The 16,681-nt window shown below is 36.4% G+C and carries 14 protein-coding genes and 1 pseudogene; 6 read left to right on the top strand and 9 right to left on the bottom strand.

Annotation, left to right across the window (positions count from 1 at the left end):
- Positions 1–234: 234 nt before the first annotated feature.
- The 4 genes from RCG17_RS07625 to RCG17_RS07610 all read right to left on the bottom strand — a co-directional run bounded on the left by RCG17_RS07625 (position 235) and on the right by RCG17_RS07610 (position 5,628).
- Positions 235–1,572 carry a C40 family peptidase gene (locus tag RCG17_RS07625; protein ID WP_308174599.1) on the bottom strand — a complete coding sequence of 446 codons (1,338 nt, stop codon included), beginning with the start codon at positions 1,570–1,572 and terminating at the stop codon, positions 235–237.
- Positions 1,573–1,894: 322 nt separating this feature from the next.
- The gene (locus tag RCG17_RS07620; protein WP_308174598.1) at positions 1,895–2,962 is read right to left on the bottom strand and encodes a Ger(x)C family spore germination protein; all 1,068 of its coding nucleotides are present in this window, start codon (positions 2,960–2,962) and stop codon (positions 1,895–1,897) included.
- 157 nt (positions 2,963–3,119) lie between these two features.
- Entirely contained in the window at positions 3,120–4,046 is a 927-nt protein-coding gene (locus RCG17_RS07615) for a GerAB/ArcD/ProY family transporter (RefSeq protein ID WP_308174597.1), read from the bottom strand.
- Positions 4,047–4,068: 22 nt separating this feature from the next.
- Positions 4,069–5,628, bottom strand: coding sequence for a spore germination protein (locus tag RCG17_RS07610; protein ID WP_308174596.1), 1,560 nt, complete (start codon positions 5,626–5,628; stop codon positions 4,069–4,071).
- 193 nt (positions 5,629–5,821) lie between these two features.
- On the opposite strand from RCG17_RS07610, the gene RCG17_RS07605 reads away from it, so the two are divergent.
- The gene (locus RCG17_RS07605; RefSeq protein ID WP_374120903.1) at positions 5,822–6,319 is read left to right on the top strand and encodes a DUF6803 family protein; all 498 of its coding nucleotides are present in this window, start codon (positions 5,822–5,824) and stop codon (positions 6,317–6,319) included.
- Positions 6,320–6,412: 93 nt separating this feature from the next.
- Here the strand turns inward: RCG17_RS07605 and RCG17_RS07600 are convergent, their stop codons facing one another.
- Positions 6,413–6,724 (bottom strand): hypothetical protein, encoded by a 312-nt coding sequence (locus RCG17_RS07600; RefSeq protein WP_308174595.1) that lies wholly within the window; start codon positions 6,722–6,724, stop codon positions 6,413–6,415.
- Positions 6,725–7,047: 323 nt separating this feature from the next.
- Here RCG17_RS07600 and RCG17_RS07595 point away from each other — a divergent pair.
- Positions 7,048–7,466 (top strand): annotated as a pseudogene (locus RCG17_RS07595) (MarR family winged helix-turn-helix transcriptional regulator).
- A 172-nt stretch (positions 7,467–7,638) separates the two neighbouring features.
- Here the strand turns inward: RCG17_RS07595 and RCG17_RS07590 are convergent.
- The 4 genes from RCG17_RS07590 to RCG17_RS07575 form a co-directional block, all read right to left on the bottom strand.
- Positions 7,639–7,848 carry a hypothetical protein gene (locus tag RCG17_RS07590; RefSeq protein ID WP_308174594.1) on the bottom strand — a complete coding sequence of 70 codons (210 nt, stop codon included), beginning with the start codon at positions 7,846–7,848 and terminating at the stop codon, positions 7,639–7,641.
- 143 nt (positions 7,849–7,991) lie between these two features.
- A complete protein-coding gene (locus RCG17_RS07585; protein WP_308174593.1) occupies positions 7,992–8,465 on the bottom strand; it encodes a divergent PAP2 family protein in 474 nt (157 codons plus the stop codon).
- A gap of 232 nt (positions 8,466–8,697) precedes the next feature.
- Positions 8,698–9,366: a helix-turn-helix domain-containing protein gene (locus RCG17_RS07580; RefSeq protein WP_308174592.1), complete on the bottom strand. Its 669-nt coding sequence runs from the start codon at positions 9,364–9,366 to the stop codon at positions 8,698–8,700.
- A gap of 51 nt (positions 9,367–9,417) precedes the next feature.
- Positions 9,418–9,918: a hypothetical protein gene (locus tag RCG17_RS07575; RefSeq protein WP_308174591.1), complete on the bottom strand. Its 501-nt coding sequence runs from the start codon at positions 9,916–9,918 to the stop codon at positions 9,418–9,420.
- 119 nt (positions 9,919–10,037) lie between these two features.
- Here RCG17_RS07575 and RCG17_RS07570 point away from each other — a divergent pair, with 119 nt between their 5' ends.
- From RCG17_RS07570 to RCG17_RS07555, 4 genes are all read left to right on the top strand, one after another.
- On the top strand, positions 10,038–11,453 hold the full coding sequence (locus RCG17_RS07570; protein ID WP_308174590.1) for an MFS transporter: 1,416 nt from the start codon (positions 10,038–10,040) through the stop codon (positions 11,451–11,453).
- Positions 11,454–11,559: 106 nt separating this feature from the next.
- On the top strand, positions 11,560–12,399 hold the full coding sequence (locus RCG17_RS07565; RefSeq protein WP_308174589.1) for an HAD family hydrolase: 840 nt from the start codon (positions 11,560–11,562) through the stop codon (positions 12,397–12,399).
- Positions 12,400–12,417: 18 nt separating this feature from the next.
- Positions 12,418–14,169: a glycoside hydrolase family 3 protein gene (locus RCG17_RS07560; protein WP_308174588.1), complete on the top strand. Its 1,752-nt coding sequence runs from the start codon at positions 12,418–12,420 to the stop codon at positions 14,167–14,169.
- A gap of 169 nt (positions 14,170–14,338) precedes the next feature.
- Positions 14,339–16,648 carry a glycoside hydrolase family 2 protein gene (locus RCG17_RS07555; protein ID WP_308174587.1) on the top strand — a complete coding sequence of 770 codons (2,310 nt, stop codon included), beginning with the start codon at positions 14,339–14,341 and terminating at the stop codon, positions 16,646–16,648.
- The last annotated feature ends 33 nt before the right edge of the window (positions 16,649–16,681 follow it).

The following is a 16,681-nucleotide window of genomic DNA, read 5'->3' as shown; positions in this document are numbered from 1 at the left end:
TGGAAATATTACTATTGGTATAAACTACTTAGCAATATCCAATCACAGTAAAATCAGAGAGTTAAAAAAAGGTATGGAGGTAGTAAAAAATGGATTACGGACTTTATGCTATTTTGGGATTGTTTGTGATGGCAATGGTCGTAAGTACAGTAATGGTAAATAAAATGATGAAAGAATAATTGATAGAGCAAGCCATATGTTGGCTTGCTCTTTTTAATTTAACAATCTAATCAATTAGAAAGCTTTTCTTGCTCCTAAATATCTTGGTCCCCAGTAAGATGATGTCATATCCGAGATGGTTACACCCGAAGAAGCAGCACTAATGAATTTGTTATTACCCAAATAGATTCCAACATGTGATGGTCCTGGTTTGTAGGTTTGGAAAAAGACCAGATCACCAATGCTAGGTGAATTTACAGTTGTTGTAGCGGTCCATTGCGTTTCGGTGGTTCGAGGTAATGAAACTCCAAATTTAGCAAATACATATTTTACGAAGCCGCTACAATCAAAACCAGATGGCGTGTTTCCTCCCCAAAGATAGGGTGTACCAATATATTTCTTAGCCTCGCCAATAATTTCCTGAACGTTAGAAGCTGCTGCTGCAGTCGGTTTTTGGACTGCTTGAGAAATGGCAGGGGCAGCCGGCTTTTGAATAGCTTGTGGCGTCACAGGGGCAGGGGCCGGTGATTTTTGAACAGCTCGTGGTGCCGCCGAAGCAGCTGATTTTTGCGCTGCTTGAGGAGCCGCCGGAGCAACTGATTTTTGCGCTGCTTGAGGAGCCGCCGGAGCAACTGATTTTGGTGCTGCTTGTGGAGTTGCAGAAGCCGGTGATTCTGGTGCTGCTTGTGGAGCCCCCGAAGCAGCTGGTTCTTGTTCTGTTTGAGAAGCAGCAGAAGTAGTTGGATTTTCTACTATTTGAGAAGCACCAGTAGCTGCAGCTTTTTCTGTTGTTTGTGCTTCGGCAGTTACTGCAGGTGCTTGGACAGTAGAAGTTGTGTCTACAGTTGTGTTATTCGCAGCAGCATTGGCTCGTTCACTTCTGAGTTTTAGAATGTTTCCAACAATAATAGTGTTAGAGGTTAATTTGTTCATAGACTTAAGCTCAGAAACTGTTAAATTGTTACGGGCTCCTATTGCAGAAAGAGAATCTCCCTTCTTAACAACATATGATGTTGTATTATAGATGTTAGTTGAAACGGAGGCTGAAGTCGCATTTCCATTTGACGCTGGAATGTTTAATTGCTGGCCGATACGAATTACGTTAGTTGTTAATCCATTTGTACTTTTTAATTCTTTTACCGTAGTACCATAAGTTCTGGCAATAGCCCAAAGACTATCCCCTGACTTTACGTTGTAATTTAACGATAGTTTTTGATTTACAAAGATACGATCATCGGAAAGCTGATTCCAAGTTTTTAAATTATCAATAGAGACATTTTTGACTTTAGCAATTTTCCAAAGGCTATCACCTGGTTGAACCGTATATGTATTTTCTTGAGCACTGGCAGAAGCTCCAAAAGCAGTGAATATTAGACCTGCTGTTGCAGCGGCTGTTACTAAATTTTTCTTCAATTTGTAGCACTTCCTTATGTTTCATAAATATAGTACATAGATATAATAGTGAAATCAGGAATTAATTCAACTATAAATTATGTAAATATAGTAATTAAATAACAAATATGGTAGTGTAAACGCTTTGTGTTACAAACGATGTAAACTGTGCCAAACATTGCTGTATAAGGATTTAAAGTCATTATTTAAACAAATTAAAGTCGGTTTTGTAATAAAATTGAAAATAAATTTTAATATATAATTGATAAGGAATACTAAAAAAATAGAAAAAAACCCTCGCAAGTGAAGTGAGGGTTTCTTTTGGTCTTTCGTTGTTGCTTTTTCATTCAACAACTCCAACTTCAATGATGTTTACATCTGAGGTAATTTTAAAGCGAGCATTTTTATAGAGCTGATTCCATTTTTTAAAATCAAAATGTCGTGTTCTCGTTTTAGCAAAATGCCCAAAGCCGACTGGGTCGATCCCTTTTTTTTGAAATTGCTCAATCATTTTCGCGCATTCTTGATTAACTTGTTTTTCCAACTGTTTCTCAATTTTTTGGATATCATCTTTCTTAAGGGTCCTTTCCTGATGTTCAGTAAGTAACCCGTTTATCTTTATATTCACCGTAAATTCATAAGGATTCCTATTTATCATCCTGATTTTAGTTTTCGAAGTGATACTCTGGACCGTAGATTCTCCGGACTTATCTTTCACCATTACGGAACCCTTGGTGTGTTTGTCAACAAGGAGTTTAAAATAAAACATTTTATTCTCAGAAAGCAGATCAACGATTTCCCCATTTTTGAAGAGGGCGATACCTGTTATGGAAACTAAGTAAGGCTTAATTTTTTTCAGATAAGGTAAATATGGGTCCCGCCCTTCTTGGTAAAATGCAGCTAAAAAACGATGAAGATTGGTCAAAGGCAAATTTTGGTCGGTCATATTATGTTCAATTAATTGAGTAAGGTACGCCGCGTTCCCTCGGTCACCGTACTTTCCTTTAAAAATATCTATTGCTTTCCCATCCACTACCGCTAATTGGACTCTTGAGCCCACGCTTGGATCGCGAAGAAATACATCTAGTACCTGAATGATTCCTTCATGGGCGACATCCTTTCCAAAAAAAGCAAGATCAAGGCTTCCACCGACAATAGGCTGGGAAGCTTTTTTCTGCATTTCTGACACTATGTCCCTCATGATATTTCCTTTTGCGATAAAAGTAAAATTATCGAATGATTTGTCGGGTTTAAAAACTGGGATCATGATACTTCCCAACAATTGATCTCCACTTTTATCAATACCGATGCCAGTGGCAATATTTACGTCATCAATCACACTTTTTTGGACGCAGCCACCCAAAAATAAACTACAAATAAGGATGAACAAAAAGAAGTTAATTTTCTTCATTTTGATTGCACCTTCTTTTTAATGAGCATTGAAAAATAGAGAATGGGTGTGTAAAGAAAAGTTAAAGCAAAGCCAACCTGTGAGTCCAGGTTTAAGAAGATTTTAATCCTTTCACGGGTAGGAATTTGTATTGCAATTACCAGGCATATCAATGCAATCAAAATGACTGCCTTTTTTTGACTGATATGATAGACCTTCTTTGTACCCGGCTGGCAGCCCATAAAGAAATCGCGACATTTGGAAGGATGAGCAGGGCCCAATTCGCAATTCCTAGATATTCGAACCTTTCAACGAATGGCAGCCTGACAATTTTCCACATCTCTAATGTGGGCCAGATTGATCGTTCAAGTAAATGAGGTGGAAAATAGGCGAAGCTTATGACCGTCAAACCCGTATAAACAAAAGTAGTTGCCAAAAGTCCGATATGGACCCATTTTTTTGATTGCTCAGGATTTTTAATAAATGGATAAAAAAATAATAATACCTCAAAGCCAAGATAACTGAGTGACATATCGTAACCGCTTTTTACCATTTGGCCAAAGCTATGGTCGAAGATGGGAAGCAAATTGGAAAAATCACCGTATTTTAAAGCATATCCGAAGGAAAAAACCAAATAGAATGGGATGATCTTTCCAAAAAAGGAGATCCCCGCAACTGTTCTAAATCCGCCAAAAACAATATACATCCCTAAAAGCAAATAGATGATAGCAAACCAAAACGGGCTAAAATCAAGAAACATCCAAGTCCGAATGATTTCAATAAGTTCACCTACTACGGCTGAACAAGTAATCAGAAAGTAGAAAATAAACACCGTATTAATGATATTGCCGATTAATTTTCCAAATACATACACATTGGCATGAATGACATCACCTTCTACAGCTTCACATATTTTATACATCATCCAAATAAAGATGTGAGTTACGAGCCCTGCTCCGATAACAGAAATCCAAGCGTCATACCCGGCATCTTGGGCAATGATCCGCTGAAAACCTAGGGCACCAATCCCAATCTGCATGGCAACGACGACATATGCAGCCATATATGGTGATATTTGGAGTCTCTCTGGTACGGAACTATTCATCAATACTTACCTGCCTTTTTGGTTATTCATCAATGTCCTTTTTCTTTTGAGCCTTTTCCTTATTAAAGCGTTCTGTGTCATTAGCTCTTAAAAACTGTGGTCGATATGCTTGGTTTTTAAACGGGAATCGAAATAAAGCGTCTTTAAAATCCTGTTTTCTGAACGGGAATATGGGTTCCATAAACGGAAAACCCAGTGATGTAAGCCGAAGCAAATGGATGAGTAAAAAGCAAAAAGCAATTGTAATCCCGAGTAATCCCCATAATTCAGCCATGAAAAGAAATGGAAACCTTAAAATCCGAATTGTATTGCTCATTTGATACACAGGTGTTGTGAAGGATGCAAGAGCAGAGAGGGCTATGAAAATTAACAGTACATTACTTGTAAGCCCGGCTTCAACGGATGCTGTTCCGATTACAATACCACCTACGATACCGATGGTCTGACCGACCTTAGTTGGTAGTCTTGCTCCTGCTTCCCTTAAAAGTTCAATCGTTACTTCCAAAAATAATACTTCAAGAATAGGTGGAAAAGGGACGACACGTCGAGAGGTTACTAACGTAATTAACAAGTCCTTTGGAATCAATTGATAATGGTATGTAACCACAGCCACATAAAGTGGGGTAATAAAAATCGAAAAGGTAACAGCAAATAAACGGATTAATCTGATAAAAGAAGCAAGAATCCAGTTTAGAAAATAATCTTCAAATGAATTAAAAAACTCTGTCAAACTAGTTGGCCCTATTAGTGCTTGGGGTGAGCCATCTACCAAAATGACAACTTTCCCTTCAGTCAGGCTGGATGTAACCCGATCTGGTCTTTCTGTGTCAAGAAGCTGAGGAAAAGGAGAGTTTCCGTTATCTGTAATCATTTGCGTAAAATAGGAACTGTCAGCGATTTCTTCCTTTTCTATATCCTTTATCCGCTGCTTGACGGTATTAATAATTTCCTCGTTTGTAATCCCATTGATATACAAAACGGCAACCTTTGTTTTAGATAATTTTCCAACGATCAATTCCTCAGCGATTAATTCCTTGATGGGTAATCGTTGTCGGATTAAGTTCAGGTTATGTCCGATTGCTTCGACGAATGCCTCTTTAGGCCCAACAACACTGAATTCAATTTCTGGAGCCGTAACAGAACGTACAATTTGTTTATGAGCGGAGATGAAGGCAAACTTACTTGTGTCACCTTCAATTGTTAGCATGACATATCCGCTAAGAAGCATTTTAGGGATATCTGCTGTACTGCTTGATAGTTCTACATCCGCAATGGGAAGCAGCTTTTTAACATCGGTTATTTTGTGAAACTCTCCACCAAGTAAAGGGGGGAGAACATTATTATCCAGTACTTTTTCATCAACAAGTGAAGCCATGAAGGTGAAATGAAATTTTTTATTTGATTGCTGATTAACATAAAAAGTTTTTTTGTACTCTTTTGATTTCGAGAGTTCTTTTTCCCATTCTTCAACATGTTCGTCTTTTTTGTTGCTTTCCTTAGACTCGCTTTGGTCATTTTTTTTATGATCTGTATTAGGATTTTTATTTGATCCACGTTGGAAACGATTGAATAAATTAGCCATTTGTCACACCATTTGGAATGTTTTCGTTTATTTTTACCGAAATAGGCAGGATTATCCCTAAATGGAACTTAATATATTTTGTTATCGCTTTCTTTCTTTTTTTTCATCAAATATCCATAGTTTTTGCTAACTTTCTGCACATTTTTTCTATATTTTTGATATGTAATCATCATTACATAAGGAGCGGATGTATATGAACATGAGTATGACGCACTATATGGGCCTTTTAGCAGCGAACCAGCCTTGGAATTTAATTATCTTTATGGCAATCCCGGTTATTTGTGCAGAAACTATAGCGATAACTGAGTTAGTCATTCTTTTTACGAGAAATTTAAATGGTACCTTAAGGAAGGTAAATAAAGCAGTTAGTATTTTTGCGGGGATTTATTTTACAGGTATTTTCTTTTACTTATTAGTTACAGCTTATATTCCTCTTACTGTTCATGGACAATGGAACGGTTGGGTTGATGTTGTAGCTGTTACTTTCTATTTACTAGGCATTGTGCCCTTGCTGGGAATTGCATTAGTTGAGATGGGTTTGATAGGAAGAAACAAATCAGAGGAAGAAAAATTAAAGACGCATGCCTTTTTCGTAGGAATGTTCCTTGTGGTTTCACACGTAGCTATGATTTTTGGTATGGTTGACCCATCGCTGGTCATGAATCATAATATGGCAAATATGAAAATGTAATGGATGTTCTTCTAAAAATATGATTGTTTATGAAACAAGCTGAGTTCTCTTAGAATGCAGCTTGTTTTGTTCAAACTGTAGAAATGAGACAATTTATAAATTTGGTTTCTCCTCGTTAATCAAAGTGAAGTCTTCGTGATAAAAATAACCGAAATTATTTTGATCAAATTCAATCTTATACGTATATATTCCCGATTGGCACTTCTTTTGTTCAGCTATCGTTCCCGTTCGATTTTCAAATTTTTTTAAGTAATAGTAATCTTCCGGGTCCATACATTCTTTTTTAATACTTTTGATCCTTACCTTTTCCCCGATTTCGTTATTTCGTTCCTTAGGAAATTTCATTTTCTTCAATTCAAATTCCGACTCAAAAGGGGCAGTGTCATCTACTTTAGCAATAACCAATTCATACATCTCCAAAACATAGTTAAAGTCAAACAATTAAATGTTAGTAATCTATCTATCTTTTACAATCTTATAAACTTCTTTAAAAATTGCATCATAGGTAGTATCCAGTGTAATTTTTTGCATATACCAGGTCCGGAATAGATGACTAGATCTCCTATGTTTAACATTGAACATAACCTCCTTGATATTGTCAACTAAGTTGACTATTTGTATTTTAATACTTTTTTTATTAAAATGTCAACTAGATTGACGACAATGAATGACCTTTGCTATAGTGATAACGAGTAAAAAGATTGGGAGTGAAGTGGTTGGAAACTAAAATGCAAAACTTAGATTTAATTGATCTGATTAGCGAACGCCATGTTCAACTTCGCAGTATTACGGAAAAAATGTGGAATAATAAAAGTGAAATTTATATATCCAATTCCGAGTGGTTTATCATGGCCAGGATTTATGAAAAAAAACAGCCGACGATTTCTTATGTTTCAAAAAATGTAGACATTTCCCGTCAAGCTACACATAAATTCCTTAAACTTCTCAAGGAAAAAGGGCTAGTTGAAATAAAAAATGTAGAAAATAATAAAAAGAGAAATGTATACAGTTAACTCAATTAGGCCAAGAATGTTTTGAAAAAAATGAGTCCTTAAAGGCCACACTTGAGAAAAAAATCATAGGTAAAATTGGAGTAGAACAATTATCATTTCTTAAAGAAATTTTAAAAGCAGATTGGGGAATATAGCCACTTTCAAAAGCGTTAGCCAAACAGGATTAACGCTTTTTTTGCTGTTTGCCGACTTTTTTTAGTCATTTGGCTAATTAAAATAGATCTTAAAAAAAGACTTCCCACAGGAAGTCATACATAATGAGGTATTTACTTAAAGGTTATCAAATTAATGAAAGGGCAAATATTATCATTTCGGACGTACTGGTGCTTGTAATGGGACAGCAAATTGGGGTGGAGCCGATAGAGGAATTAATTTTTTCCCAATTTGAGAATATCCAACAGGTTGAATTGGTTGTATATGTCCAGATCCACAACCAATTTGCACAACTCCGCCATTGATCATGTTACCAATTTTTAAATAACGCATATCAAATGTTTGTTTCAGATGTCTATCCAATTCAATCACCTCGTATTAGTATATGCTCAAGAGTGGGGTTCAGTTTATAATCAAAAAATTGTTTAATTTTATTATACTTTATTCGTTTTATTTGGATAATAAAAGCCCCAATTAAACAAACAAAAGTTTTTTTTATATAATCATTATTTAAATGGATAGAAATGAAAAGTGAAAAGGGCAACTAAAATTCCTGTGATGATTCCAAAGAATACTTCAGCTGGTTTATGTCCTAACAATTCTTTTAATTTTGCTCTGTACTCAGTTTTTTCTAAATTGGGATTTTTAATAGTATCGATTAAACGATTGAAATCAACTAATAATTTATTTAAAACTTCTGCATGATAACCTGCATGCCTGCGAACCCCAGTAGCATCGTGCATCACGATTAGGGAAACTACAACGGTTATTGCAAAATCATTTGAATAAATACCTGAAGTTAGTCCAACTGCCGTTGTCAAAGCGATAATTGTAGCTGTATGAGAACTGGGCATACCACCAGTACTAAACATTAATTTCCACTTTAATTCCCCTGATGTTAAAAAATGTATTGGAACTTTTACGAATTGGGCAATTAACATACCCAAAAGAGAAGCTAAAATTGGATAAGATAACAACATTTTTCCTCCTAGTGATTAAACTGTTTATAAAAAAATAGCAGTATAATCCTAAAAATCCCTTATTTTTTTATTAAAAAAACCTTAAAAAGAAAAAAACACGTTCGTAATGTGGTGAACTATGGAATCTGAGAGCCAATCGAAAAAACAATTTTTCGGATAAAGTTCCGTGATTTTTGTCCTTGGAAATTGTATTTGACAGGATGCTAATGTAACAGGTGTTAAAGTCATTTTGCTATTTTTTTGAATTACGAAATTCTGAAGGTGTCATTCCTTCAAACTTTTTGAAGACACTGGCGAAATATACGGCATCATTAAACCCAACGTATCCGGAGATCAAGTCAATCGAGGTAAGTTCATTTTGTAAAAGGAGTTTTGCCTCCTCTATTCTTCGTTTATTCATGAAAGCGGTGAGTGTCATGCCTGTTTCTTTTTTGAATTGTCTTGACAAATGCGCAGGGTGTGTATGACAATGCTCGGAAATTCTCTCTAGACTGAATGGTTCACTATAGTGCATAGATAAATAACTCACTGCTTGTTGTATTAATAGGGAATAACCAATAACCGCCCGATTTTTCACTAAATTGCAATACTCCTCAAACATGGTATGATAAAGCTTGTTTAAGGCCTCGATACTTTCAATTCGTTCAATTTGAACTGCAAACTTTTCGGAAATGTGATGAAGGTAAAATGGTGGTACTTTTCCATCCTCAGCTGCGATTCTAAGAAATGTATTTACAATGATTAGCTGATTCTTCATTAATCTGAGAGGATGGTTTGGCAGGCGTTCAGAAAAATCGAATAAACCTTCAGCTTTTAATAAAGCTTCCTTTAATTTAGATTTATTTCCCATTTGTACAGCGTGCATTAACTCTTTTTGCGTTTTGTATCTTAATTCAATCAAATGATTATAATCTTCATCTAAATGTCTTAAGCTTTTATGCTGATCTTTTTTTTAATTCTTCCAGATCTTTTTTTTTGTATCAATGGAATGTAAAGGCACTTGATGAAGTGGATGAACCGTAACTAATGCATTTGCCATGCTGCTGATTTTGGAACTACTCAACAGCTTTAAGCTTCTTAGAAATTGTATAACGATGAAAAGCGTTTGTTCGTTAAATTTATTCTTATTTTTAATATCCTTTGAATCTGGAATTTGCCTTAAGAAGGGTCCGTTGACAATAAGTTTCATTTCTTCTCCAGATTCCGTGAATAAACTGGCTAAATAAGTAAGACCAAACTCATTGGTTAGTATACAGCAATGCCCCGTATGTTGCTCTGCCTCTTCCCAAAGAGTGAAGAAATCCTGTTGTTGAAACTCCAGCAAAAAGGGAGGCAGAAGATTTCTCTCAAATTTTAGCAGGACAGAACCGTCTTTTTTTAAAATATATGTGTTTATATCGTTTAAATTAAAAATGGTTGAAGTTAAAACGATGATTTGATCGGATAACTGCATGGTTCCAAAATCCTTTCTACACGCTAAAATAATCATGATAATGCAATTATATTCCTTTCTACAACTTAATTACAGATATATAATCATTTTTGTAAGCGAATTCATAGGAGGGAAGAAAAATGAGTTTAGGTTCCAATCTAAAAGATTCATATCAATCATCTTCTGTCGAAATCAGAAAGTTTGGCGTAAAGGATAAGTTTGGCTATTTATTCGGTGATTTTGGAAACGATTTCTTCTTCATTCTAGTGTCCTCATTCTTAATGGTTTTTTATACCGATGTGTTTCATCTGAATCCAGCAGCAGTAGGAGGACTATTTTTAATTGCACGATTATGGGATGCTGTGGTGGACATTACATGGGGCCGCTTTATCGATACAAGAAGCGCAGGGAAAAATGGTAAATTCAGGCCATGGATTTTCCGGATGTCGTTCCCGCTTGTTATTTCTGGTGTGTTAATGTTTATTCATATTCCGGGCATGTCAAATGGTTTTTATACTGCATGGGCATATGTAACATATATCTTATGGGGAACATTGTATAGTACTGTTAATATTCCCTACGGTTCAATGGCTTCCGTTATAACCGCTGATCCTGTGGAACGGACAGCATTATCCAGTTGGAGAACACTCGGCGCAATGTTGGCAGGCCTGGTTATTAATGTTGTGGGACCTATGATTCTGTTTGTCAATAATAAAGCTGATGCTAATCACTTTATAATTGGCACCCTTATCTTTGGTGTTCTTGCTCTCGGCTGTTATATGGCTTGTTATAAAATGAATGTTGAACGTATTGTTTTAGATGAGACTCGAAAACCAAAAGCAAATCTTGGGAAAACATTAAAAGGTCTTGGCAAGAATAAGCCATTATTATTGTTTCTATTGGCAGCGCTTATTTTTATGATTTGCTTTATGTTAATTGGTGCTGTAAACACGTACTTGTTTAAGGATTATTTTGGAAATGCAAAAGCGCTTAGTATGGTGGGTCTTCTTCAATCAGTTGCTGTTTTTATTGCAATGCCAATGATTAAACCTTTGGTTGCAAAGTTTGGAAAAAAAGAAGTTGTTTCTGCAGGGATTTTGCTTGCGGCAATTATCTATGGTGTTCTCTATTTGTTACCAAACTTAACCGCAACTCAATTTATAAGTATTTTAGCGATTGCGATGTTTGGATATGGCATATTTAACTTAGTTATTTGGGCTTTTGTTACTGATGTAATCGACTACCATGAATATTTAACTGGGTTACGTGAAGATGGTACCGTTTACTCAATCTATTCATTCGCCCGTAAAGTGGGACAAGCAGTTGCTGGTGGTATTGGAGGTGCTGCAATTGCAGCTGTTGGCTACAATCCAAACTTTCAAGTACAAACGCACAATACACTCAACGGAATCCATACACTTGGCACTTTAGTACCATGCATCTTTTTATTTGTTGTATTCGCAATTGTTGCTTTCTTATATCCTTTAAACAAAAAACGTACTTTACAGCTTGCCCTGGACTTGTCTGAAAAAAGAAAGGCTGAAGAAGCTGAGTAAAAGCATCGGAGAAGATAGTTAATTACAATTTTTATAGCAAAATGCCCAAAAAGGTATACTAGTACACATGTTTAAAGGGCTTTAATTCTCGGGGAGGATAGCAATTATGAATGACAAAATAGAAGATTTTAAGAAAACGAGCGAGTTTTTGGTTTGTGTGGATTCTGATGGTTGTGCAATGGATACGATGGAGGTTAAACATCGAAAATGTTTTGGCCCAAAAATTGTTGAGATATGGAATCTGCAAAATGTTGAAGAAAGATTTCTAGAAATATGGAACGATGTAAATTTATATACAAAAACTAGAGGAATTAATCGCTTTAAAGGTTTGGTAATGACACTGGAATTGCTTGAAGCTGAAGGTGTCAAGATCCCTAACATTTCTTCCATTAAAAAATGGACGGAAACCACCAATGAACTTTCAAATCCATCATTACAAAGAGAAATTGATAGAACAAATGATGAACAACTACGAAAAGCCTTGGAGTGGAGTCTTGCGGTTAACAAAGCAATCACTGAACTTTCCGATGATGATAAACCTTTTGTTGGTGTCGAGGAAGGTTTAAAAACAGCAAATACCGCAACAGATGTAGCTATCGTATCATCTGCAAATGGTGCAGCAGTATTAGATGAATGGACAAGACACAACCTTGCTCCACATGTTTCAGTCATGCTTGGCCAGGAAGCGGGTACAAAAGCTTATTGTATTGAAGAATTAAAAAAGTTTGGCTATGAAAATACACATGTATTAATGGTGGGAGATGCCCCTGGTGATTTAGAGGCGGCAGGGAAAAATGGAGTCTTTTATTATCCTATTCTTGTAGGAAAAGAAGCTTTTTCATGGAGACGCTTTAAAAATGAGGCGTTGGGGAAATTTATCGATGGAACCTTTACTGGTGAATATCAGCAACAGTTGATTAATGAATTTAATGATAATTTAAGATAGTAATAGGAGGTAGGCATCATGCAAAGGAAAAATATTGTCCAAAACATTCCAATGCCAAAGGTAGATTTAAAAGCAAAACCATATAACTTATCGGATGAAGATATCAAATGGGTAAAAGAAACAATATCAAGCATGTCAATTGAAGAAAAAATTGGTCAATTATTTGTTAACTTGTTCTTCTTTGGGAGCAATGCCCATACTGGCAACGATTTAACTTCCAAAGAAATACAGGATAAATATCATATCGGTGGCGCCCGTTATCAAGGTGGAACTTCCGAGCAAGTACAGGATCTGATTAACGAATTACAATCAAATGCAAAGGTTCCATTATTAGTTGCGGCAAACTGTGATGCAGGTGGTAATGGGGCATGCAACGACGGAACATATGTGGCAAAAGCTGCGTTGTGTGAAGCTTCCGATGATATCCAGGTTTCTTATGATGCTGGATATGTCAGTGGCCGTGAAGAAAATGCACTAGGTGTTAACTGGAACTTTGACCCTTGCGTTGATATTCTTAAAAATTGGCGGAATACAATTGTTAATACCCGTTCCTATGGAACAAAAGCTGAGACAGTCATTAAGCATACGAACTGTTATATTAAAGGATTAAGAGAAAGTAATATCGGCGTATGCATTAAACACTGGCCTGGTGACGGTGTTGAAGAACGCGACCAGCATTTATTGATGGGGATTAACGACCTAAGCGTTGAAGAATGGGAAGAATCTTTCGGTAAAGTCTATCGCACCCATATCGAAAATGGTGTCCATTCCATCATGGCAGGTCACATTGCATTGCCTGAATATCAAAAAGTTCTTGTTCCTGGTTTAGAAGATCACGATATTCTACCAGCAACTCTTGCTCCGGAATTAATTAATGGACTATTAAAAGGAAAGTTGGGCTTCAACGGTTTAGTAATAACTGATGCCTCACATATGATTGGAATGGCTGCTGCCATGCCACGTGAACAGCAAGTGCCACAAGCGATCGCTGCCGGCTGTGATATGTATTTATTCTTTAATGATATTGAAGAAGATTTTAACTTTATGTTAAATGGATATAAAAACGGAATTATTACTGAAGAGCGTCTTCAGGATGCGCTGGAAAGAATATTGGGATTAAAAGCGTCCATTGGTTTGCACAAAGCACAAAAGGAAGGTGCGTTGTTACGTACAAGAGATGACCTAGCAGTAATTGGCTGTGAAGATCATATTAGACGTGCAAAAGCAGCAGCAGATAACGGAATCACATTAGTAAAAAATACGTTGGATCAACTTCCAATTCGCCCTGACACACATAAGCGAATACGTCTTTACTACCTTGAAGGGGAAAAAGGCGGTATCTACGAAGCAAACTCCAAAACACTTACCTTCATCATTGCTGAGCTAGAAAGACGCGGTTTTGAGGTAACTGTTAACGACGGAACAACAAGGGTTAGAGGAAATATAACAAAATATCAAGAGGAAACAGATGCAGCACTTGTATTTGCTAACATTGTGGGCTATGCTGCTGAAAATAATTATCGAATTCGTTGGAAAGGACCTATGTCCACTGACGTTCCATGGTATGTATATGAAGTGCCAACAGTATTTGTATCATTAAACTTTACCACTCACTTAACTGATGTTCCAATGGTTAAAGCATACATTAATGCTTACAATGATGACGAAATTACGATTAGCCAGACGATTGACAAAATCATGGGTGAGTCTGAATTTAATGGCACCCCAAATGAACTTGTTTGGTGTGAAAAGTGGGATACAAGGCTTTAAAAACTATTAAAACAGCGGTTTAAAGGAACCTGCCGCTGTTTTAGCTTTTAATATATTGTGAATCTAAAAAAGTAAATGTTTAATGGAAGAACTTTTATATATACCCGTTCGAATAGAAATATGAAAATACTAATCACTTCTTAAAGGAAAATTAATTGGGAGGATGGATATGATGAGAAAAATCATTAATTTAAACGAGACATGGAAATTTATTCGAAATGATGAAGCAACTGCAATCGATCCGACTTATAATGACGAGAACTGGGAAAGTGTTAATGTCCCTCACACTTGGAATGCAATAGATGGAGCAAATGGATTTGATTTTTTTAAAGGAGCTTGCTGGTACCGAAAACAAATTCTTGTTCCTTCTCAAGAAAAAGGAAATAAGGTATTTATAGAGTTCCACGGCTCTAATAGCATTACTGATGTGTATGTTAATGGACACTATCTAGGGCAGCATCGAGGCGGCTATTCCTCTTTCCGATTTGAAATAACCGAAGTTATTGAGTTTGGCAAAATAAATGTGCTTGCAGTTAAAGTGGACAATACTGTTGTCGAGGATGTATATCCGCAAATGGCTGACTTTACTTTTTACGGTGGAATCTATCGGGATGTTAATCTCGTAATCAGCAATCATCTTCATTTTGACTTAATGGATTACGGTTCAAAAGGGGTTTACCTAATCCAGGAAAAAGTAAACGACGAACAAGCTCGAATAACGATTAAGTCGAGAATCGTTAATGAACATGATGAAGAGAAGAAAGTAAGATTTTGGGCAGATATTCTTCATGCTTCTGGTGAGGTTGCAGCTTATGCAGCTAAGGAAGTAGATCTTGCAGCAGGTGAAACAAAAGTAGTTGAGGTTCCGGTGGTAATCGAAAATCCGACATTATGGAATGGCTTAAAAAATCCTTATTTATATGAAGCAAAGGTTTCACTTGTCAGCTTTAATGATACAGTGGACGAGCTTTCAATTCCTTTTGGTGTCAGATACTTTGAGGTTGATCCTGAAAAAGGTTTCTTCTTAAACGGTCAGCACCTTCCATTACATGGTGTCTCAAGACATCAGGACAGAAAAGATATGGGCTGGGCCATTACAGAAAAAGAACATAAAGAAGATATGGAAATTATCAAAGAGGTAGGAGCCAATTCTATCCGTTTAGCCCATTATCAGCACAGCCAAACCTTCTATGATTTGTGCGATGAAGAAGGGATGGTCGTTTGGGCAGAGATTCCATTTATTTCGGTTATGTCAAAAACAGAACTCGAAGGAATCAATGCAAAACAACAAATGACAGAATTGATCAGACAAAACTTTAACCATCCATCCATTATGTTTTGGGGAATTCAAAATGAAATCCAGATTGGCGGCGACCGTCCGGAAGTTAGAAGGCTGGTAAAAGAATTAAACGAGCTTGCCAAAAAAGAAGACCCTACCAGATTGACGACGATGGCAAATGTCATGTTTGTTCAAGATAAAGATGAGTATAACTATATGACCGATATCATTGGTTATAATAAATATTATGGCTGGTATCAAGGAAAACCCGAAGAGTTCGCCCCTTGGCTGGATCAGTTTCATCAAACCAACCCACAGGTTAAGTTGGGAATATCGGAATATGGAGCCGAAGGGATTTTACAGTACCATACCAACGACCCGAAGGTCAAAGACTATTCTGAAGAATATCATGCTTTTTACCATGAAACGGTTTGGAAAATATTCGCCGCAAGACCATACCTATGGGCCACCTATGTATGGAATATGTTTGACTTTGGTGCCAATATACGTGATGAAGGCGGAGTAAAGGGCAGGAATAACAAAGGCTTAGTAACATACGACCGAAAAATCAAAAAAGATGCATTCTATATGTACAAAGCTAATTGGTCTGATGATAAATTTGTGCATATTACAAGCAAACGTTTTGTTGAACGTGCAGATGACCAAATTACTATTAAGGTTTATTCAAATTGTGATGAAGTGACCCTTTATGCAAATGGTGTTGAACTAGGCTCAAAAACAAGTGATGACCATGTCTTTATTTTTGAAAATGTACAATTGCAGACTGGGATAAACGAAATCAAGGCTGTGTCGAATCAAGAAGCTGTTACTTATAAGGACCGAGCCCAATTTATTAAAGTGGCCCAGGTGAACTCGAGTTATACGGCTCCCGATGCGGAAACCTGCGGATTAGTATCAAACTGGTTCCAAATGCCTGAGTTAGAAGATGTTGATATAGAAGAACTCGAGATAACAGACGATGTTTTTTCGACTCGCAATACCATTGGTGAACTTTTAGAAAATAGAGAAACAAGGAAAATCATTGAAAAGTATCTAGTTGGATTCTCTGAGGATCATCCCATGTTCGGAATGGCTCAAGGTATGCCAATCGATGTATTAGCCTCCATGGCTGAAGAAATGTTTACGGATAAGATGATGTATACCCTTAATAAAGAATTAACCAAAATAAAAAAGTCATAACTTTTAAGATTTATATATATAACAATGCGGATT

It is taken from the genome of Neobacillus sp. PS3-12, assembly GCF_030915385.1.
In the GTDB taxonomy this organism is placed as follows: domain Bacteria; phylum Bacillota; class Bacilli; order Bacillales; family Cytobacillaceae; genus JAEVLT01.
Note: the sequence above shows the minus strand (reverse complement) of the source record. Positions and strands in the feature narration are given on the sequence as shown.